This is a genomic window from Rhodoferax fermentans (assembly GCF_002017865.1).
GTDB lineage: Bacteria > Pseudomonadota > Gammaproteobacteria > Burkholderiales > Burkholderiaceae_C > Rhodoferax > Rhodoferax fermentans.
Map to the genome: position 1 here is coordinate 1261385 of NZ_MTJN01000002.1, position 15684 is coordinate 1277068.

The 15684-nt window shown below is 60.6% G+C and carries 20 protein-coding genes; 4 read left to right on the plus strand and 16 right to left on the minus strand.

The features are described from left to right. Positions 1–28: 28 nt before the first annotated feature. The 7 genes from hisF to RF819_RS21655 all read right to left on the minus strand — a co-directional run bounded on the left by hisF (position 29) and on the right by RF819_RS21655 (position 4937). Complete coding sequence (hisF, locus tag RF819_RS06190; protein WP_078364168.1) at positions 29–829, minus strand: imidazole glycerol phosphate synthase subunit HisF; 801 nt, start codon at positions 827–829, stop codon at positions 29–31. After that, the gene (gene hisA / locus RF819_RS06195; protein WP_078364170.1) at positions 829–1569 is read right to left on the minus strand and encodes a 1-(5-phosphoribosyl)-5-[(5-phosphoribosylamino)methylideneamino]imidazole-4-carboxamide isomerase; all 741 of its coding nucleotides are present in this window, start codon (positions 1567–1569) and stop codon (positions 829–831) included. Before hisA ends, hisF begins: the two co-directional genes overlap by 1 nt. Positions 1570–1706: 137 nt before the next feature. Further along, positions 1707–2414 carry an imidazole glycerol phosphate synthase subunit HisH gene (hisH, locus tag RF819_RS06200; RefSeq protein ID WP_078364171.1) on the minus strand — a complete coding sequence of 236 codons (708 nt, stop codon included), beginning with the start codon at positions 2412–2414 and terminating at the stop codon, positions 1707–1709. A gap of 50 nt (positions 2415–2464) precedes the next feature. Continuing rightward, positions 2465–3103: an imidazoleglycerol-phosphate dehydratase HisB gene (gene hisB, locus RF819_RS06205; RefSeq protein WP_078364172.1), complete on the minus strand. Its 639-nt coding sequence runs from the start codon at positions 3101–3103 to the stop codon at positions 2465–2467. Beyond that, positions 3100–4233, minus strand: a complete 1134-nt coding sequence (hisC, locus tag RF819_RS06210; RefSeq protein ID WP_078364174.1) for a histidinol-phosphate transaminase — start codon at positions 4231–4233, stop codon at positions 3100–3102. The genes hisB and hisC overlap by 4 nt, the downstream gene beginning before the upstream one ends. Positions 4234–4255: 22 nt before the next feature. After that, positions 4256–4720 (minus strand): PIN domain-containing protein, encoded by a 465-nt coding sequence (locus RF819_RS06215; RefSeq protein ID WP_242472908.1) that lies wholly within the window; start codon positions 4718–4720, stop codon positions 4256–4258. Beyond that, a complete protein-coding gene (locus tag RF819_RS21655) occupies positions 4713–4937 on the minus strand; it encodes a CopG family transcriptional regulator (protein ID WP_227330555.1) in 225 nt (74 codons plus the stop codon). The genes RF819_RS06215 and RF819_RS21655 overlap by 8 nt, the downstream gene beginning before the upstream one ends. 363 nt (positions 4938–5300) lie before the next feature. On the opposite strand from RF819_RS21655, the gene RF819_RS06220 reads away from it, so the two are divergent. From RF819_RS06220 to RF819_RS06235, 4 genes are all read left to right on the plus strand, one after another. Continuing rightward, positions 5301–6062: a DUF1883 domain-containing protein gene (locus RF819_RS06220; RefSeq protein WP_078366802.1), complete on the plus strand. Its 762-nt coding sequence runs from the start codon at positions 5301–5303 to the stop codon at positions 6060–6062. A gap of 79 nt (positions 6063–6141) precedes the next feature. Further along, positions 6142–6621 (plus strand): hypothetical protein, encoded by a 480-nt coding sequence (locus RF819_RS06225; protein WP_143541617.1) that lies wholly within the window; start codon positions 6142–6144, stop codon positions 6619–6621. Next, positions 6618–7244 (plus strand): hypothetical protein, encoded by a 627-nt coding sequence (locus tag RF819_RS06230; protein WP_078366803.1) that lies wholly within the window; start codon positions 6618–6620, stop codon positions 7242–7244. The genes RF819_RS06225 and RF819_RS06230 overlap by 4 nt, the downstream gene beginning before the upstream one ends. 66 nt (positions 7245–7310) lie before the next feature. Then, a complete protein-coding gene (locus RF819_RS06235) occupies positions 7311–7901 on the plus strand; it encodes a hypothetical protein (protein ID WP_078364176.1) in 591 nt (196 codons plus the stop codon). Positions 7902–8139: 238 nt separating this feature from the next. On the opposite strand, the gene hisD is transcribed toward RF819_RS06235, so the two are convergent. The 9 genes from hisD to RF819_RS06280 form a co-directional block, all read right to left on the minus strand. Beyond that, the gene (hisD, locus tag RF819_RS06240) at positions 8140–9465 is read right to left on the minus strand and encodes a histidinol dehydrogenase (protein ID WP_078364177.1); all 1326 of its coding nucleotides are present in this window, start codon (positions 9463–9465) and stop codon (positions 8140–8142) included. 196 nt (positions 9466–9661) lie between these two features. Then, positions 9662–10141, minus strand: a complete 480-nt coding sequence (locus RF819_RS06245; protein WP_158081238.1) for a GNAT family N-acetyltransferase — start codon at positions 10139–10141, stop codon at positions 9662–9664. 97 nt (positions 10142–10238) lie between these two features. Further along, positions 10239–10976 carry a metallophosphoesterase family protein gene (locus RF819_RS06250; RefSeq protein WP_078364179.1) on the minus strand — a complete coding sequence of 246 codons (738 nt, stop codon included), beginning with the start codon at positions 10974–10976 and terminating at the stop codon, positions 10239–10241. Positions 10977–11017: 41 nt separating this feature from the next. Continuing rightward, positions 11018–11464, minus strand: a complete 447-nt coding sequence (locus tag RF819_RS06255) for an SRPBCC domain-containing protein (protein ID WP_078364180.1) — start codon at positions 11462–11464, stop codon at positions 11018–11020. A 227-nt stretch (positions 11465–11691) separates the two neighbouring features. Beyond that, positions 11692–12327: an ATP phosphoribosyltransferase gene (gene hisG / locus RF819_RS06260; protein ID WP_078364181.1), complete on the minus strand. Its 636-nt coding sequence runs from the start codon at positions 12325–12327 to the stop codon at positions 11692–11694. A gap of 62 nt (positions 12328–12389) precedes the next feature. Continuing rightward, on the minus strand, positions 12390–13664 hold the full coding sequence (gene murA / locus RF819_RS06265) for a UDP-N-acetylglucosamine 1-carboxyvinyltransferase (protein ID WP_078364182.1): 1275 nt from the start codon (positions 13662–13664) through the stop codon (positions 12390–12392). A gap of 13 nt (positions 13665–13677) precedes the next feature. Further along, the gene (locus RF819_RS06270; protein ID WP_078366804.1) at positions 13678–13920 is read right to left on the minus strand and encodes a BolA family protein; all 243 of its coding nucleotides are present in this window, start codon (positions 13918–13920) and stop codon (positions 13678–13680) included. A 58-nt stretch (positions 13921–13978) separates the two neighbouring features. Then, positions 13979–14734 carry an ABC transporter permease gene (locus RF819_RS06275; protein WP_078364183.1) on the minus strand — a complete coding sequence of 252 codons (756 nt, stop codon included), beginning with the start codon at positions 14732–14734 and terminating at the stop codon, positions 13979–13981. Further along, positions 14731–15681, minus strand: coding sequence for an ABC transporter ATP-binding protein (locus RF819_RS06280; RefSeq protein ID WP_078364185.1), 951 nt, complete (start codon positions 15679–15681; stop codon positions 14731–14733). Before RF819_RS06280 ends, RF819_RS06275 begins: the two co-directional genes overlap by 4 nt. Between the last annotated feature and the right edge of the window lie 3 nt (positions 15682–15684).

Genomic DNA, 15684 nt, shown 5'->3' on the forward strand with positions numbered 1-15684 from the left:
TTGCATAAGGGCTAGAGGCCTATTTGACTCAGATCCGAACAGGAATACCACGCTCGGCCATACGCGCCTTGGCCTGCGCCACGGTGAACTCGCCGTAGTGGAAGATGCTCGCCGCCAGCACCGCGTCGGCACCACCGAGCTGGATGCCGTCGGCCAGATGGTCCAGCGTACCGACACCACCCGAGGCAATCACCGGCACATTCACCGCGTCGCTCACCGCGCGGGTCAGTGCCAAATCGAAGCCAGACTTGGTGCCATCACGGTCCATGCTGGTGAGCAGAATTTCGCCCGCGCCAAACTCGGCCATCTGGGTCGCCCAGGCCACCGCGTCGAGCCCGGTGTTCTTGCGCCCGCCGTGGCTGTACACGTCCCAGCCCTCACCCAACGGCAAACCGTTGGCGCCAAGCCGCAAAGCGTCTTCAGCGCTGCGGCGTTTGGCGTCAATCGCCACCACAATGCACTGGGCACCGTATTTGCGCGAGGCATCGCGAATGACCTGCGGGTTAGCAATCGCTGCCGAGTTGAAGCTGGTTTTGTCGGCGCCGGCATTGAGCAGGCGGCGCACATCTTCCACGGTGCGCACACCGCCACCGACGGTCAGCGGGATGAACACTTGGGAGGCCACCGCCTCGATGATGTGCAGGATCAGGTCGCGCCCGTCGCTGGTGGCGGTGATGTCCAGGAAAGTGAGTTCGTCGGCGCCCTGCTCGTTGTAACGTGCGGCGATCTCGACCGGGTCACCGGCATCACGCAGCTCGACAAAATTGACACCTTTGACAACCCGGCCGCCCGTGACATCCAGGCAGGGAATGATGCGTTTGGCCAGCATCAGCCGTTCAACTCGTCAGCGCGTTCTTGCGCTTTTTCAAAGTCCAGGTCACCGCTGTAGATGGCGCGGCCGCAAATGACACCTTCCACACCCTCGTCTTCCACCGCGCACAGGGCTTCGATGTCGGTCAGGTTGGACAGGCCACCGGAGGCGATCACGGGGATGGTGAGCGCCTGCGCCAGGCGCACGGTGGCTTCGATGTTGATGCCGCTGAGCATGCCGTCGCGGCCGATGTCGGTGTAGATGATCGATTCGACGCCAAAGTCTTCAAACTTTTTGCCCATGTCGATCACGTCGTGGCGGGTGAGTTTGCTCCAGCCGTCGGTGGCGACCTTGCCGTCCTTGGCGTCCAGACCCACGATGATGTGGCCACCAAAGGCGGTGCAGGCGTCTTGCAGGAAACCGGGGTTGCGCACCGCAGCCGTGCCAATGATGACGTAACGCAGGCCCGCGTCCAGATAACGCTCGATGGTGTCGAGGTCGCGGATGCCGCCGCCCAGCTGCACATCCACCTCGCTGCCCACCGCTTTGAGGATCTTGCGGATGGCGGCCTCGTTTTTCGGGTGCCCGGCAAACGCCCCGTTCAGATCGACCAGATGCAGGCGCCGTGCACCCTTGTCCACCCAGCTGCGGGCCATCACCGATGGCTCCTCGCTGAAGGTGGTGGCAAGTGCCATATCGCCCTGTTGCAGGCGCACACAATGGCCGTCTTTGAGATCAATCGCAGGAATTAAAAGCATGATGCTTCGTAGGTGAGAGTGGGAGAAAAACGAGAAGAAACCGATAAGCTGAACGGGAGGTGCGCTGATTCATGCCCGGCGCAGGGCGATTGCCAAACAGTGGTTCGCAGACATGACAGACGTCAGATGAAGCTCGTTCAGGGATGCCAGTGGAGAAAGTTGCGGTACAGGGCCAGGCCGTGGTCAGCACTTTTTTCAGGATGGAACTGTGTCGCAAAAATATTATCACGTGCAATGGCCGAACTGAAGCGCTGGCCGTAGTCTGTCTCGCCCACGCTGTGGCGTGTATCTGACGGTTTGGCGTAAAAACTGTGCACAAAGTAGAAATAGCTGCCATCAGGCACACCGTCCCAGATCGGATGCGGCGCGGCGCCGTCATGGCGCGTCTGGTAGACCTGGTTCCAGCCCATCTGCGGCACTTTGTAGCGGCTGCCGTCGGGCTGCTGCTGCCCGGCCAGGTCAAACTTGATGACCTCACCATGGATCTGGCCCAGGCAAGGCGTGCCCTGCCCGCCGTCTGTGTCATCACCTTCCTGGCTGTGGTCCAGCAGCATCTGCATGCCGACACAGACCCCCATCACCGGCTTGTTGGCAAGTGCATGCATCACGGCAGGGTACATGCCGGAGTCGTGCAACTCGCGCATGCAGTCGCGGATGGCGCCCTGGCCGGGCAAGACCACACGCTCGGCCGCCATGACTTCTTCGGGGCGCTGCGTCCAGATCACATCAACCTGCGCGCCACGAGCGGCGGCCAGCACCGCGTTGGTGACGGATCGCAAATTGCCCATGCCGTAGTCGACCACGGCCACGGTTTTTCTGAGACTGTTCTTTACTATTACATCCATAGCTACCTAGGCAACATCAACAAGGGCCAGAGGTCGATTATGCATACTATTTACAAAGAACCTTTGGTGGACGGGATGCTGCCCAGGGCGCGGGCATCGAGCTCGATAGCCGCACGCAAGGCGCGACCAAAGGCTTTGAAGATGGTCTCGACCTGGTGGTGCGCGTTGACCCCCTTGAGGTTGTCAATGTGCAGCGTGACAAAAGCGTGGTTCACAAAACCCTGAAAAAACTCGTGCACCAGCTGTGAATCAAAGGTGCCGATCATGCCGCTGGAGAACTTCACATCCATCACCAGCCCGGGGCGGCCCGAGAAATCGATCACCACCCGTGACAACGCCTCGTCCAACGGCACATAAGCATGGCCGTAACGGCGGATGCCTTTTTTGTCGCCAATCGCTTTGTGCACCGCCTGCCCCAGTGTGATGCCCACGTCTTCCACCGTGTGGTGGCCGTCGATGTGCAAATCACCCTCGGCGTCAATGTCCAGGTCAATCAGGCCATGGCGGGCGATCTGGTCGAGCATGTGGTCAAAAAAACCGATGCCGGTGTGTAAGCGGGACTCACCGGTGCCGTCCAGGTTGACACGCACCGACACCTGGGTCTCTGCGGTGTTGCGCGCCAGCTCGGCGATGCGCGGCACACTCGTGGCCGGGGTTTCAGGAAGTTCAGTCAATGGGTAGTTGGTCATAGTGAGGCTTCCAGGGCGGCCAGCATCTGGTGGTTTTCGGGCGAGGTGCCTACCGTCAGGCGCAGGCAGTTGTTCAACAGTGAATGCATTTTAGAAACGTTCTTGACCAGCACACCCCGGGCTTTCATGCCCTCAAAGGTTTTCTGGGCGTCAGGCAAGCGGATCAGGATCATGTTGGCCTGGCTCGGGAACACGGTCACACCGGGAAATTCGGCCAGCACGGTGAGCAACTGCTCTCGCTGGCGGCAGATGTCCTGCGCCTGCTGTTCAAACACGGCCTGGTGTTCCAGCGCAAACAACGCGGCCTCGCAGTTGAGCACACTCACGTTGTAAGGCGGGCGCACCTTGTCGAGCTGGCTGATCAGGGTTTGCGGGCCGATCAGGTAACCCAGGCGCACACCGGCCAGGCCAAACTTGCTGAGCGTGCGCAACAGCAGCACATGCGGGTGGCGGGTCAGGCGGTCGGCGTAACTCTTGGTCGCAAAGGGCTGGTAAGCCTCGTCAATCACCACCAGACCGCCCTGCTCTCCGGCGGTGGTAATGATGGCCTCCAGCGCCTCGTCGTCCCACAAATTGGCCGTGGGGTTGTTGGGATAGGCCAGGAAGGTGATGGCGGGCTGGTGTTGATCGATGGCGGCCAGCATTGCGGGCAGATCCAGCTCGAAATCGGCCGTCAAGGGCACACCCACATAGTCCAGCCCCTGCAGCTGCGCACTCATGGCGTACATGACAAAACCCGGCTCGGGCGCCAGCACCACGGCCTTTTTCTGGCTATTGGCAGCCGACGGTGGCACAGCACAAGCCAGTGCCAGCAGGCTGATGAGTTCGTCCGAGCCATTGCCCAGCATCAGGGCGTACCCTTCGGGCAAGGCAGCGTGCTGCTGCAGCGCAACCATCAGGTCGGTGATGCGGGGGCCGGGGTAACGGTTCAGCGCCACCGCGCCCAGGCGCTGGCCCAATTCGGCCTGCAACTCGGGCGAGAGCCGGTGCGGGTTCTCCATGGCGTCGAGCTTGACCAGGCCGGTGGCGTTTTGCACCGTGTAGGCGTGCATGGCTTGAACGTCGGGGCGGATGCGGCGCTGGATCAACGTGTCCAGCGCGGGGTTTGTGATGGGGTCGTTCGCAGACATCAGGTAATCACTTCTCAAAAAATCAGTCAGCCAGCGCCAGCTCACCTGGGGTGGCCAGCAGCGGACTCAGAATGCTCACGCCGTCGATCTGCTGGCCGTGTATCAAATCGAGCGACAACACATGGCTGGCGCCACTTTGTGCGGCAGCGGCGACGATCAGCGCATCCCAATAAGGCAGGCCAAAACGGGCTTCCACACCCCAGGCGGTTTCCACCGTCTGGTGGTCAATCTGCCAGGGCTGCCAGAGTTGGTAACGGCGCAACTTGGCGCGGGCGTCACCCAGCGGCATGCCAAAGTGCTGCGTGGCGCTGACGTAATACGCGCTCAGCACCTGCGTGCTGACACGCCCGGCGCGGCGCTGCCACAGTGCCTGCAACCAGTCACGCACACGGGCCTGGCGGGTGGTGTCAAACGCATCGTCGGCCATCAACAACACGTTGGTGTCCACAAAAACGATGGCGCCGGTGGTATCCAGCGGGCTAGCCATGCTGCCCCCCGCGCACCGGGTACGCCTTGCCACCCGCGTTGAAGCTGGAGGTGTCGGCCTCCCAGTCGCGCTGCGCACGGGTGTAGGCATCGTCAAACTGCATCTTCTCGGTGAGCATCTCACCCACCAGCCGCGACACACTGGTGTTGCGCCGCGCCGCCTCGATGCGCACCCACTCCAAGGTGCTGTCTTCGACGGTGATTGTGACGTTTTTCATGGCGAATTCAGTTTACACGAAATTCGTGGTGCACGAAATTCGTGTTTATTTTCGTGATTGCGACGCTGGGAATGTGGTTGGCGGCGGCTGTATTGTTGTTTTCTTCACCCACCGCACGCGGCTGCAAGCTAGATGAAAGTACCGGCGCCTACAACCAGGCCCCCAACGGGAGGGAATTCACATGACGACCTTGGCAACCACTCCACACAACCGGCATCTGCCGGGTTGGTCACTCTTTTTTTCAGAGCATATCCAGCATATTCCACGAGGGCTAACGGGTGTTATCTCCTGCCAAAACGCCAGAACATCCGGCGGGATTTCGCAGTCTACATTGCGTTATGCCTCATCAATGGGAGCGCAATCTTGAGCTTTTTGCAGTTCGATCTTGGCAGCCGACAGCGCGGCGAGATTGTTGAGATAACCCTCACGAGTGGTGCCAACGTACGCCTAATGACGAGTTCGGAGTTCTCAAACTACAAGAGTGGTCGCCGGCACCAATACATTGGAGGGCTGGCCAAGCAGTCTCCTATCCGCCTACAGGTCCCAAGTTCCGGGCACTGGTATGTGGCCGTTGATATGCAAGGACTTCGTGGAAGTACCCGGGCCTCCGTTCGCACGTTGCCGGGAATGCTGCCCGAGATACGGGAGGCACCGCTGTCATCTGTTCCAAGCTTGGTGCGGGAACAACCGCCACAAGTTGAACCGGGGGTTGAAGTCTTCGACGTGTTTATCTCCCATGCGTCCGAAGACAAGGACACTATTGTGAGGTCACTTGCTGTCGAGTTGGTGGGTAAGGGGCTCAAGGTTTGGTACGACGAATTCACCCTCCGCATCGGCGATAGCCTGAGACAAAAGATCGACAAGGGCTTGGCAAAAAGCCGGGTTGGGCTGGTCGTCCTCTCGCCGTCGTTTGTATCGAAGGGCTGGACTAACTACGAGCTCGACGGGATCGTTACTCGCACTGTGTCCGGCGAGCAGATTCTTCTGCCTATCTGGCACAACATCACAAAGCAAGAAGTTATCGACTTCAGTCCGTCGCTTGCAGACAAGGTTGCCCGCAGTACGGCAACCCACACCGTGCAAGAAATCGCAAACGAAATCGCCGAATTGCTGAGAGGGCGCTAAGCATGAGGCATAACCCTGCGGCCCACTGGATGCTGCGCGACAAAGCCGCGCAGCGCCGGTGACCTCCACGTCAGGCATCATGAAGCAACTTATTCTCGCGCTCGGCGCCCTTATCAGCTGCACCAGCGGTTCGGCCGCCGCGCCAGAACAGTCCGCTCGCGCGGCGGAGCTCATTGCCGCCGGGGCACCAGGCGTCAGGTGGGACAGAGGCACGCTCGTCGAAGGCGATTTCAATGGTGATGGCAAGCCTGACTTTGCAGTCGTCGGCTACAAAGGCGACGGGCTGGTCTTGGCAATACGCGCATCTTCAGCCAAGGGTGGCCGCTACCGCACGGACTACCAGCACTTCGGCATCAGCCCTTCGATCCAAGCAGCGATTTGCGAAGCACCCGCCAAATTGGGCGTCGGTGAACAGGTTTGCCGTCCTATGGATGAGCAGTTGCCCGGTTGTCGCCCATCCAACACCACAAAGTCGCTCCACCTCAGCGGCGGCGACTGTGACGCCATCCATCTGTTCTGGAATCACAAGACCAATCTCATGGAGTGGTGGCGCCTATGACGCCTACTGACTGGTTCCGCAACTCAGACTGGAGTTCCGACATTCAGGAGCGCTTCCTTGCGAAGCTGGCGCGCTCACGCACTCAGAGGGACCAATACCTCGTGATCCAAGCACTCACGCTTTCCCGATCACACCCCCAAGCAGCACTTCAATTGGTTGATCTTTACTTCGCCACACAGAAGGGGCAATTTGAAGATGTCCGTGCATTGAGCGCTCGGGCCGCCGCTTATCAGTCAATAAGAAACAATGCACTGGCAGTCGCTGCAATGAAGGAGATATTGGCAATCGAGCGACAGAGGCCTCAGCAAAAGACCACAACGTATGTTGAGTACCCATACTTCGTTGCGTCTATCGGCATGGACAGCGAGTTTTCATCGGCATTCTCTGTACTCGAGGAACGAGCGGGTGACCTCAAGTTTCCTGTCGACGAGTTCAAGTGGCATGCCGCGTACAGCATCATTAGCTATGCGTTGCGAGACATTGAGGCAGCACGCACTCATGCTGGTATGGCTCTTGATGCGGCCAAAATCAAGAAGTCCGGCTTTCGCTTTCATCAATCGCTTGGCCTAGTCGGCAAAGAGCATCAAGCAACGGTTTCTACCCTGAGGCAAATCTATGCATAACCCTGAAGTCGAGCGAACATACGCGAACAACCGTGCAGGCCGCTTACTTCCACATGAAAGGTCACCATGGGCTACTCACTTTCCTGGCTCGCGTTTAAGGGCGCCGCTGTCGAAACTGGCCTTGAAACTCTCGGGCTTTCGAAAACCGGCAGTAGGGCTGAATGGGGACGCAAATCGGTCACCGGCCATGCGCTGCGTGACGGGTGGCATCTGGTCATCGCGCCGCGTTTCGACCATCCATTGATTTTGGAATCAAGCCTTGCAGCACTATCGAAGACAGCCCAAGTGATTGCATGTCGTGTCGAGGAGCACGTGATGTTCTCTTCCGCTGAGTTCTGGGTACACGGTGAAAAGGTGTGGAGCGTTGAACACGATGCGCAGCAGGACATGCGGCATCTCAAAACCGAAGGGACGCTTCCTGCCACATACAACATCGCTGCAGCGGAAGCCGCAGAACAGCAGGACGCGGAGGATCTGGGCGCAAAAGAAGTTGACTTCTATTTTGAAGTTCCTCTACAGATTGCCAACGAAGTTGTCGGCTTCAAACACGATGAAGAAAACGCAGCTTTAGACCACAACCATTTTGAGGTCTATGCATCTTTGTCAAAGCCACTGAGCGACGGGGCAGTCCGCAAATGGTGGCAGGTTTGGAAATGATTTTTAACATGTCGGCCCAACGGGTTGCGCCCACGTACCGCCCTCACGTCAAACGTTCACCTCGGACACGGCACTTTCTGAACACTTCCAGCCAAATCAGCCCCTAGCCCTCGTTTAACAAGGGCATACCACTACAAACTGCATAGCAGCTGACTGCTGCACGCTGACCACAGCCATGTTGGCCACCCATCCGGAGAGCCAACTTAGCGTGGCAGCCCCAGCCAACGAGGAACAGGTATCAGGCTTGGCTGTGCAGCCGCATCTCCGCCGCCCGCGCATGGGCTTGCAGGCCTTCACCGTGGGCCAGTACCGAGGCGATTTGGCCCAGAGTCTGGGCACCGGCTTCACTGACTTCGATCAGGCTGCTGCGTTTCTGGAAGTCGTAGACCCCCAGCGGTGACGAGAAGCGTGCGGTGCCGCTGGTGGGCAACACGTGGTTCGGCCCGGCGCAGTAGTCGCCCAGGCTTTCGGAGGTGAATGCGCCCAAAAAGATGGCGCCTGCGTGTTTGAGCAGCGGCTCCCAGCGGTGAGGGTCGCGGCTGGAGACTTCCAGATGCTCCGGCGCAATGCGGTTGCTGATGGCGCAGGCTTCTTCCATGCTGCGGGTGAGGATCAGCGCGCCGCGGTCGTTGAGTGACTTGGCAATGATCTCGCGGCGGGGCATCTCGGGCAGCAGCTTGGTGATGCTGGCCTGCACCTGCGCGATGTACGCCGCATCGGGGCACAACAAAATGCTTTGCGCCAGCTCGTCGTGTTCGGCCTGGCTGAAGAGATCCATCGCCACCCAGTCGGGCGGCGTGGTGCCATCGGCCAGCACCAGGATTTCGCTGGGGCCGGCGATCATGTCGATGCCGACCACACCAAACACACGTTTTTTGGCGCTGGCCACGTAGGCGTTGCCGGGGCCGGTGATCTTGTCCACCTTGGGCACAGTGGCCGTGCCGTAGGCCAGCGCGGCCACGGCTTGTGCGCCGCCAATGGTGAAGGCGCGTGTGACACCGGCCACATAGGCGGCAGCCAGCACCAGGGCATTTTTTTCGCCCTTGGGCGTGGGCACCACCATGATGATTTCACCGACACCGGCCACATGCGCGGGGATGGCGTTCATCAGCACACTGCTGGGGTAGGCAGCCTTGCCGCCGGGCACATAGATGCCCACGCGGTCCAGCGGGGTGACTTTTTGGCCCAAGAGTGTGCCGTCGTCGTCGCGGTAGCTCCAGCTCTCGCCGCTGGCCTTTTTCTGGGCCTCGTGGTAGCTGCGCACGCGTTTGGCGGCAGATTCGAGTGCGCTGCGTTGCACCTCGGGCAAGGTCTCAAAGGCGGCCTTGAGTTCGGCCTGGGTCAGCTCCAGCTCGGCCATCGTGGCGGCTTGTAAACCGTCAAAACGGGTGGTGTAGTCCAGCACGGCGGCATCACCGCGCGCCTGCACGTCGGCCAGGATGTCGGCCACACGCTGCTCGATGCCAGCGTCGGTCTCAGCGGACCAGTGCAGGCGGGCCTTGAAATCAGCCTCAAAAGAGCTGTCAGCGGTGGATAAACGGGCGGGGGTGGCTGTTGAGTTCATGGTGGCAGGCTTCGGGTTGGCCCAAGTTTAGCGGGGCGCTCGTTCCGGTCCGCGGCGGCCAGAGTCATCCACGGGGCAACAGCCATCAAAACGCTACCAAAGATAGAGCATATCGCCTTTATTCAACGAGGGCTAGCGCCTCAAAACACCAAAATTTCCGAACCTGCCAGCTGGCCGGTGATGCCACCACAGCGGGTCAACTGGCCACAGCGGTGGGGGTAAGGGGTTTGCGGTAGAAGATTTGGCGCCCGTTCCAGCGCTTGGACACCGCGTTGAAGCCCAACTGGGTGTAGATGGCGTTGGAGGCGACGTTGAACTCGTTGGTATCCAGGCAGACCGACAAACAGCCCTGGTCTGTGGCGGCCTGCAGAGCTGCCTGAATGAGTGCGCGGCCCACACCGTTTTTGCGATGGGTCGGGTCCACAAACAGGTCTTCGATGGTGGCCTCGGCACCACCCACCCACATGGAGTACCTGAAGCGAAGCAGCACATACCCGATGGGGCCGTCGTCACTGGCAGCGATCAAAAACCGCGCATCCGGCGAGTTGAGCAGCACCGTGATGCTTTGCTCAAACTGGGCCTGTGTGGGGGTGGTTCTTTCAAGGTGGTTGCGAAAGGTGAGCGCCATACCCACCAGCGCAGCAGCATCCGCCATCGTGGCTGTTTGAATGTTCATCGGCATGTTTGAAGTCAGAAGTCAGCGGCCATCCAACTGGCCCGGTGAAAAATGCTGGCAGCAGGCCAGCGCATAACTTGTGTGATCCACAACGCTCTCAGGGCATGTAGCCGGTGAGCAAAGCGTGTTCCCACTCGGAGCGGCCACGCAATCGGGCCAACTGGGCCATGGACTGGTGGTCATAGGGCACCGACAGCAGGGACACACACCAGCCGTCCTTGTGCTGCTCAACAATGGCGTAACGCGCGTCAGGCGAGCCGGTCTCCACCACATGGGGCACCGGGTGGGTGTCGTCATACGCTGGCTGACCCACACTGCCCGGATTCATCAGCCGTTGCCCACGCCGGGTATGCAGCACCCGCGCCACATGGGTGTGGCCGCAGGCCACCAGGGGCGCGAGTTCGTCGCTCAGGCGGGTTTCGACCTCAGCCGCGGTGGCTTGGCGGACCACACCCGCATCCAGGGTTTCCAGAAAGTACTCGACATCACTGCGCGGTGAGCCGTGGCATAAAAACACATCGGGGCTGAGACGCACGCTGGGTGGCAAAGACCTGATCCAGTCGAACTCCTGGGTGCTCAGTTGGGAGTGGGCGTAAGCGTCAGAGAGCCCCATCTGATCCGCGTTTTGTGTGAGCAACTGACGCTCGTGGTTACCCGCCAGGCTCAGCCAGCCCTGAGCCATCAGGAACTGGGCGGTTTCTCGCGGCAACAGCGGGCCGGACAGGCTGTCACCCAGGTTCACCACCTGATCCACACCCCGGCGGCGCAGGTCGGTGGTGACGGCTTCTAGGGCGGCAAGGTTGCCGTGAATATCGGAGAGAAGGGCTAGGCGCATGGTGTGGGCAATGCTGGCGTCATGGCCTCCTCAGCCCGGCGTCACGGACGCGCAGCCAACAGCGCCGCATGCAGGCGATTGAGGTTCTGCTCGTTGGCGGGAGCAATGATGTGCGCCACACTGGCAGCCACCCGTGGATCATCAAAAGCCTGATGCCAAAGGACATGCGTTTGCCCATCGGTTTCTGTCAAGGTGATGGTGAGCGTGAAGTTGGGCGCCGACAGGTGACGGACCACAATCCTCTGCGGCGAGGCTTCGAGAAACACGCTGTCATTGGGGTAGTTCTTGCCATCCGGACCATGCATGACAAAGGTCCAGCGCCCTTGGGGCCTGAACTCACATCGCTCGAAGGTGTTGGTGAAACCGTCTGGCCCCCACCAGATCGCCAGCAGATTGGCATCAGCAAACGCGGCATAAATCTGCGCGGCTGTGAACGGGAGCAGTCGGCTGGTTGCGCAAACACCGTCCGCGCTGGGTGGAGTGGTCATGGCAGCTTCCTTGGTTCGTCGCGAAGTAAGCCGCTGGGCGACTGGGGCGACGACGCCCAGTTCGACGTAGGCCTGCGGATGTTCTGGCCAACCAGTTTATCTGACCTGGCCTGGATGTCACGCTGCAGAGGTGACTGAATGGGCTCCATTACCCCCAAGCCACTTTTCCACGATCTCTGAGCCGCGCGGTGTGCCAGCTTGGCGCATCACGTTCAGAGCTTAGCCCCTCACACCACCGCCGACTCAAACGCGTCAATGATGTGGCGCATGGGCGCCTGTTTGAGCTTGAGTGCGGCCTGGTTGACGACCAGGCGTGAGCTGATGTCCATGATGTGTTCGACTTCAACCAGGTGGTTGGCCTTGAGCGTGTTGCCGGTGGACACCAGGTCCACAATCGCGTCGGCCATACCGACCAGCGGGGCGAGTTCCATGCTGCCGTAGAGCTTGATCAGGTCAACGTGCACACCTTTGCTGGCAAAGAAGTCGCGCGCAATCGCCACGTATTTGGTGGCTACCGTGAGGCGCGAGCCTTTTTTGACCGCGCTTTTGTAGTCGAAGTCGGAGCGCACCGCCACGCTGATGCGGCATTTGGCGATCTGCAAATCGAGCGGCTGGTATAGGCCCTGGCTGCCGTGTTCCAGCAGCGTGTCCTTGCCGGTGATGCCCATGTCGGCACCGCCGTACTGCACATAAGTGGGCACATCGGTGGCGCGCACCACCAGCACCCGCACATCGGGCTGGTTGGTGGTCAGGATGAGTTTGCGCGAGGTGTCCGGGTCTTCCAGCACCTCGATGCCTGCGGCTTTGAGGAGAGGAATGGTTTCTTCAAAAATCCGGCCCTTGGACAGTGCAATAGTGATCATTTTGGCCTCTAGCCCTTATTCAAAAAGGGCGGGTAGCTATAAAAACAGGAATACTCAAACGCTTACTTCACACGCTCGATGTCGGCACCCAGCGCACGCAGCTTGTTTTCCATCTGGTCGTAACCGCGGTCCAGATGGTAGATGCGGTCCACGCAGGTTTCGCCCTTGGCCACCAGGCCGGCAATCACCAGGCTGGCCGAGGCGCGCAGGTCGGTCGCCATCACGGTGGCGCCCGACAGCTGGGGCACACCTTCGACCAGGGCAATCTTGCCGTCGATCTGGATCTTGGCACCCAGGCGCACGAGTTCGTTGACGTGCATGTAGCGGTTCTCAAAAATCGTCTCGGTGACCTTGGCCGTGCCTTGCGCCACGCTGTTGAGCGCCATGAATTGCGCCTGCATGTCGGTCGGAAAACCCGGGTACTCGGTGGTGCGAAAGCTTTGCGCCTTGAGCTGGGCCGCGCCGCTGGACTGGACGCGGATGCCGTCTTCTACAGCAGTGATCGTCACACCCGCTTCGCGCAGTTTTTCGACCACGGCCTCCAGGTGGTCGATGCGGGCGTGGCGCGCCAGCACATCACCGCCGGCAGCAGCCACCGCGCACAAAAAGGTGCCAGCTTCGATGCGGTCCGACACCACTTGGTGGGTGCAGCCGTGCAACGTCTCCACGCCCTGGATGCGGATGCGGCTTGTGCCATGGCCTTCAATCTTCGCGCCCATCTTGATCAGCATCTCGGCCAGATCAGGGATCTCGGGCTCTTGCGCGGCGTTTTCCAGGATGGTTTCGCCCTCGGCCAGGCAAGCGGCCATCAGGAAGTTTTCGGTGCCGGTCACCGTCACCATGTCGGTGGTGATGCGTGCGCCTTTGAGGCGGGTGCGGCCTGCGGGCAGCTTGGCGACCATGTAGCCGTGTTCGACCACAATCTCGGCACCCATCGCGGTCAGGCCCTTGATGTGCTGGTCCACCGGGCGCGAGCCAATCGCGCAGCCACCGGGCAAGGACACCTTGGCCTGGCCAAACCGCGCCAGCAGCGGGCCGAGTGCCAGCACCGAGGCGCGCATGGTTTTCACGAGTTCATAAGGGGCTTCGGGGCGGATCGGGTCAGCCGCATGGAAACCCATGCCACCGCGCTCCCCAAAGGTCTCGGTCTTGACACCCATGTGCTCGAGCAGGGTGCGCATGGTGGCCACGTCTTTGAGGCGCGGCACGTTGTGCAGGATGACCGGCTCGTTGGTGAGCAGCGCGGCGCACAGTTCGGGCAGGGCGGCGTTTTTGGCGCCGGAGATGGTGACCTCACCCAACAAGGGGCGGCCACCACGAATCAGAAGTTTGTCCATGGCTTAGGGGGATTTAGCGGGGTTGGGCGGCCCATTCGGCCGGTGTGAATGCTTTGATCGACAGGGCGTGCACCTCGTCGGTCTTCACCTTGTCGCCCAGCGTGGCGTAGACACGCTGGTGGCGGGCAATAGCACGTTTGCCTTCAAATTCGGTTGACACCACCACCGCATACCAGTGGCGGCCGTCGCCATCGACCTCAAGATGCTCACAAGGCAGGTGGGCGGCAATCAGGGCTTTGAGTTGGTCAGCGGTCATGGGGATGGAGGTGTTGGCCAGGCCGTGCATACACACGGCCTGTGGCGGTTAAAGAAGCTCAGGAACGGATACGGTAACCGATACGCAGCAGGTACAACGCAGTCAGGCTGACCACCACCAGGGTGGCACTGACCACGCCCAGGCTGAGCCAGGGGGACACATCGCTCACCCCAAAAAAGCCGTAGCGAAAGCCGTCGATCATGTAGAAAAACGGGTTGACGTGGCTGACCTTCTGCCAGAACGGAGGCAAGGAATGGATCGAGTAAAACACCCCGCTCAAAAAGGTCATGGGCATGACGATGAAGTTCTGGAAGGCCGCGAGTTGCTCGAACTTCTCCGAATGCAGACCGGCAATCAGACCCAGCGCGCCCATCAGCGCCGCACCCATCAGCGCAAACACGGCCACCCAGAGCGGCGCCACCAGGTTCAGGTCGGTGAAAAACACCGACACCCCAAACACCCCCAGCGCCACCACCAGGCCACGCACGATGGACGCGCCCACGTAGGCCACAAACCAGTGCCAGTAGGACAGCGGTGTGAGCAACAAAAACACCAGGTTGCCCATGACCTTGCTGGCGATCAGCGAGGAGGAACTGTTGGCAAAGGCGTTTTGCAACAAGCTCATCATGGCCAAGCCGGGCACCAGGAACGCGGTGTAACTGACCTGACCGTAGACCTTGACGTGGGATTCAAGCGCGTGGCCAAAAATCAGCAGATACAACATCGCGGTCAACACCGGGCCGCCCACGGTCTGGCCGACCACACGCCAGAAGCGCATGACTTCTTTGTAAAAGAGCATTTGCCAGCCGGTCATGCGTTCACCTCGGCGGTGGGCGACTCGGCCGGTGCGTGACGTTTCATCACTTCGAGGAACACGTCCTCCAGGTCGGCGCGGCGGATCTCGATGTCCTGCAGCATCAGCCCGGCCTCACGCGCGGCGGCCAGGTAGCGTTCAATCGCCAGCGCGTCGGTGGCCGGGTATTGCACAACCCGACCCGTGATACGGGCTCCGACCTTCAAAGACGGGGGGAGTTCGCTATCAATCTTGAATTGCAGCACATTGCCGGAGGCGGCCTTGAGCAGCGCACTGGTGGTGTCGAGCGCCACCACCCGCCCCTGCTTGAGCATGGCGATGCGCCCACACAGGGCCTCGGCCTCTTCCAGGTAATGGGTGGTCAGCAGCACGGTGCTGCCCTGCTGGTTGAGTTTGGCAATAAACGCCCACAGGGTTTGGCGCAGTTCCACGTCGACCCCGGCGGTGGGCTCATCCAGCACAATCACTGGTGGTTTGTGCACCAGCGCCAGGCCCACCAGCACGCGGCGTTTCATGCCGCCTGAGAGGGCCCGCATGTTGACGTGGGCCTTGTCGGTCAGGCCCAGGCTCTCCAGCAGCTCGTCGATCCAGGCGTCGTTGTGTTTGACACCGAAATAACCTGACTGGAAGCGCAATGCTTCACGCACGTTGAAAAACGGGTCAAACACCAGCTCTTGCGGCACCACGCCGAGCTTGCGACGTGCGGCGGCGTAGTCGGTTTGGACATCACTGCCCAGCACCGAGACGCGCCCCGAAGTGGCCCGGGCCAGACCAGCCAGGATGGTGATCAGGGTGGTTTTGCCCGCGCCATTGGGGCCGAGCAGGCCGAAAAACTCGCCGGGCTCAATGTCCAGACTGACCCGGTCAAGCGCCAGAAAGGTGTCGCTCTGAGAACCACGGGGAGAAGGGTAGGCTTTGGAGACAGACTGGAAGGAGATGGCGGACATGGG

What these genes read in the sequence shown, in the direction of transcription:
- hisF (WP_078364168.1), bottom strand. Translation starts at nt 829, where the DNA reads ATGCTGGCCAAACGCATCATTCCCTGCCTGGATGTCACGGGCGGCCGG.
- hisA (WP_078364170.1), bottom strand. Translation starts at nt 1,569, where the DNA reads ATGCTTTTAATTCCTGCGATTGATCTCAAAGACGGCCATTGTGTGCGC.
- hisH (WP_078364171.1), bottom strand. Translation starts at nt 2,414, where the DNA reads ATGGATGTAATAGTAAAGAACAGTCTCAGAAAAACCGTGGCCGTGGTC.
- hisB (WP_078364172.1), bottom strand. Translation starts at nt 3,103, where the DNA reads ATGACCAACTACCCATTGACTGAACTTCCTGAAACCCCGGCCACGAGT.
- hisC (WP_078364174.1), bottom strand. Translation starts at nt 4,233, where the DNA reads ATGTCTGCGAACGACCCCATCACAAACCCCGCGCTGGACACGTTGATC.
- RF819_RS06215 (WP_242472908.1), bottom strand. Translation starts at nt 4,720, where the DNA reads ATGGCTAGCCCGCTGGATACCACCGGCGCCATCGTTTTTGTGGACACC.
- RF819_RS21655 (WP_227330555.1), bottom strand. Translation starts at nt 4,937, where the DNA reads ATGAAAAACGTCACAATCACCGTCGAAGACAGCACCTTGGAGTGGGTG.
- RF819_RS06225 (WP_143541617.1), top strand. Translation starts at nt 6,142, where the DNA reads ATGAAGCAACTTATTCTCGCGCTCGGCGCCCTTATCAGCTGCACCAGC.
- RF819_RS06230 (WP_078366803.1), top strand. Translation starts at nt 6,618, where the DNA reads ATGACGCCTACTGACTGGTTCCGCAACTCAGACTGGAGTTCCGACATT.
- RF819_RS06235 (WP_078364176.1), top strand. Translation starts at nt 7,311, where the DNA reads ATGGGCTACTCACTTTCCTGGCTCGCGTTTAAGGGCGCCGCTGTCGAA.
- hisD (WP_078364177.1), bottom strand. Translation starts at nt 9,465, where the DNA reads ATGAACTCAACAGCCACCCCCGCCCGTTTATCCACCGCTGACAGCTCT.
- RF819_RS06245 (WP_158081238.1), bottom strand. Translation starts at nt 10,141, where the DNA reads ATGAACATTCAAACAGCCACGATGGCGGATGCTGCTGCGCTGGTGGGT.
- RF819_RS06250 (WP_078364179.1), bottom strand. Translation starts at nt 10,976, where the DNA reads ATGCGCCTAGCCCTTCTCTCCGATATTCACGGCAACCTTGCCGCCCTA.
- RF819_RS06255 (WP_078364180.1), bottom strand. Translation starts at nt 11,464, where the DNA reads ATGACCACTCCACCCAGCGCGGACGGTGTTTGCGCAACCAGCCGACTG.
- hisG (WP_078364181.1), bottom strand. Translation starts at nt 12,327, where the DNA reads ATGATCACTATTGCACTGTCCAAGGGCCGGATTTTTGAAGAAACCATT.
- murA (WP_078364182.1), bottom strand. Translation starts at nt 13,664, where the DNA reads ATGGACAAACTTCTGATTCGTGGTGGCCGCCCCTTGTTGGGTGAGGTC.
- RF819_RS06270 (WP_078366804.1), bottom strand. Translation starts at nt 13,920, where the DNA reads ATGACCGCTGACCAACTCAAAGCCCTGATTGCCGCCCACCTGCCTTGT.
- RF819_RS06275 (WP_078364183.1), bottom strand. Translation starts at nt 14,734, where the DNA reads ATGACCGGCTGGCAAATGCTCTTTTACAAAGAAGTCATGCGCTTCTGG.
- RF819_RS06280 (WP_078364185.1), bottom strand. Translation starts at nt 15,681, where the DNA reads ATGTCCGCCATCTCCTTCCAGTCTGTCTCCAAAGCCTACCCTTCTCCC.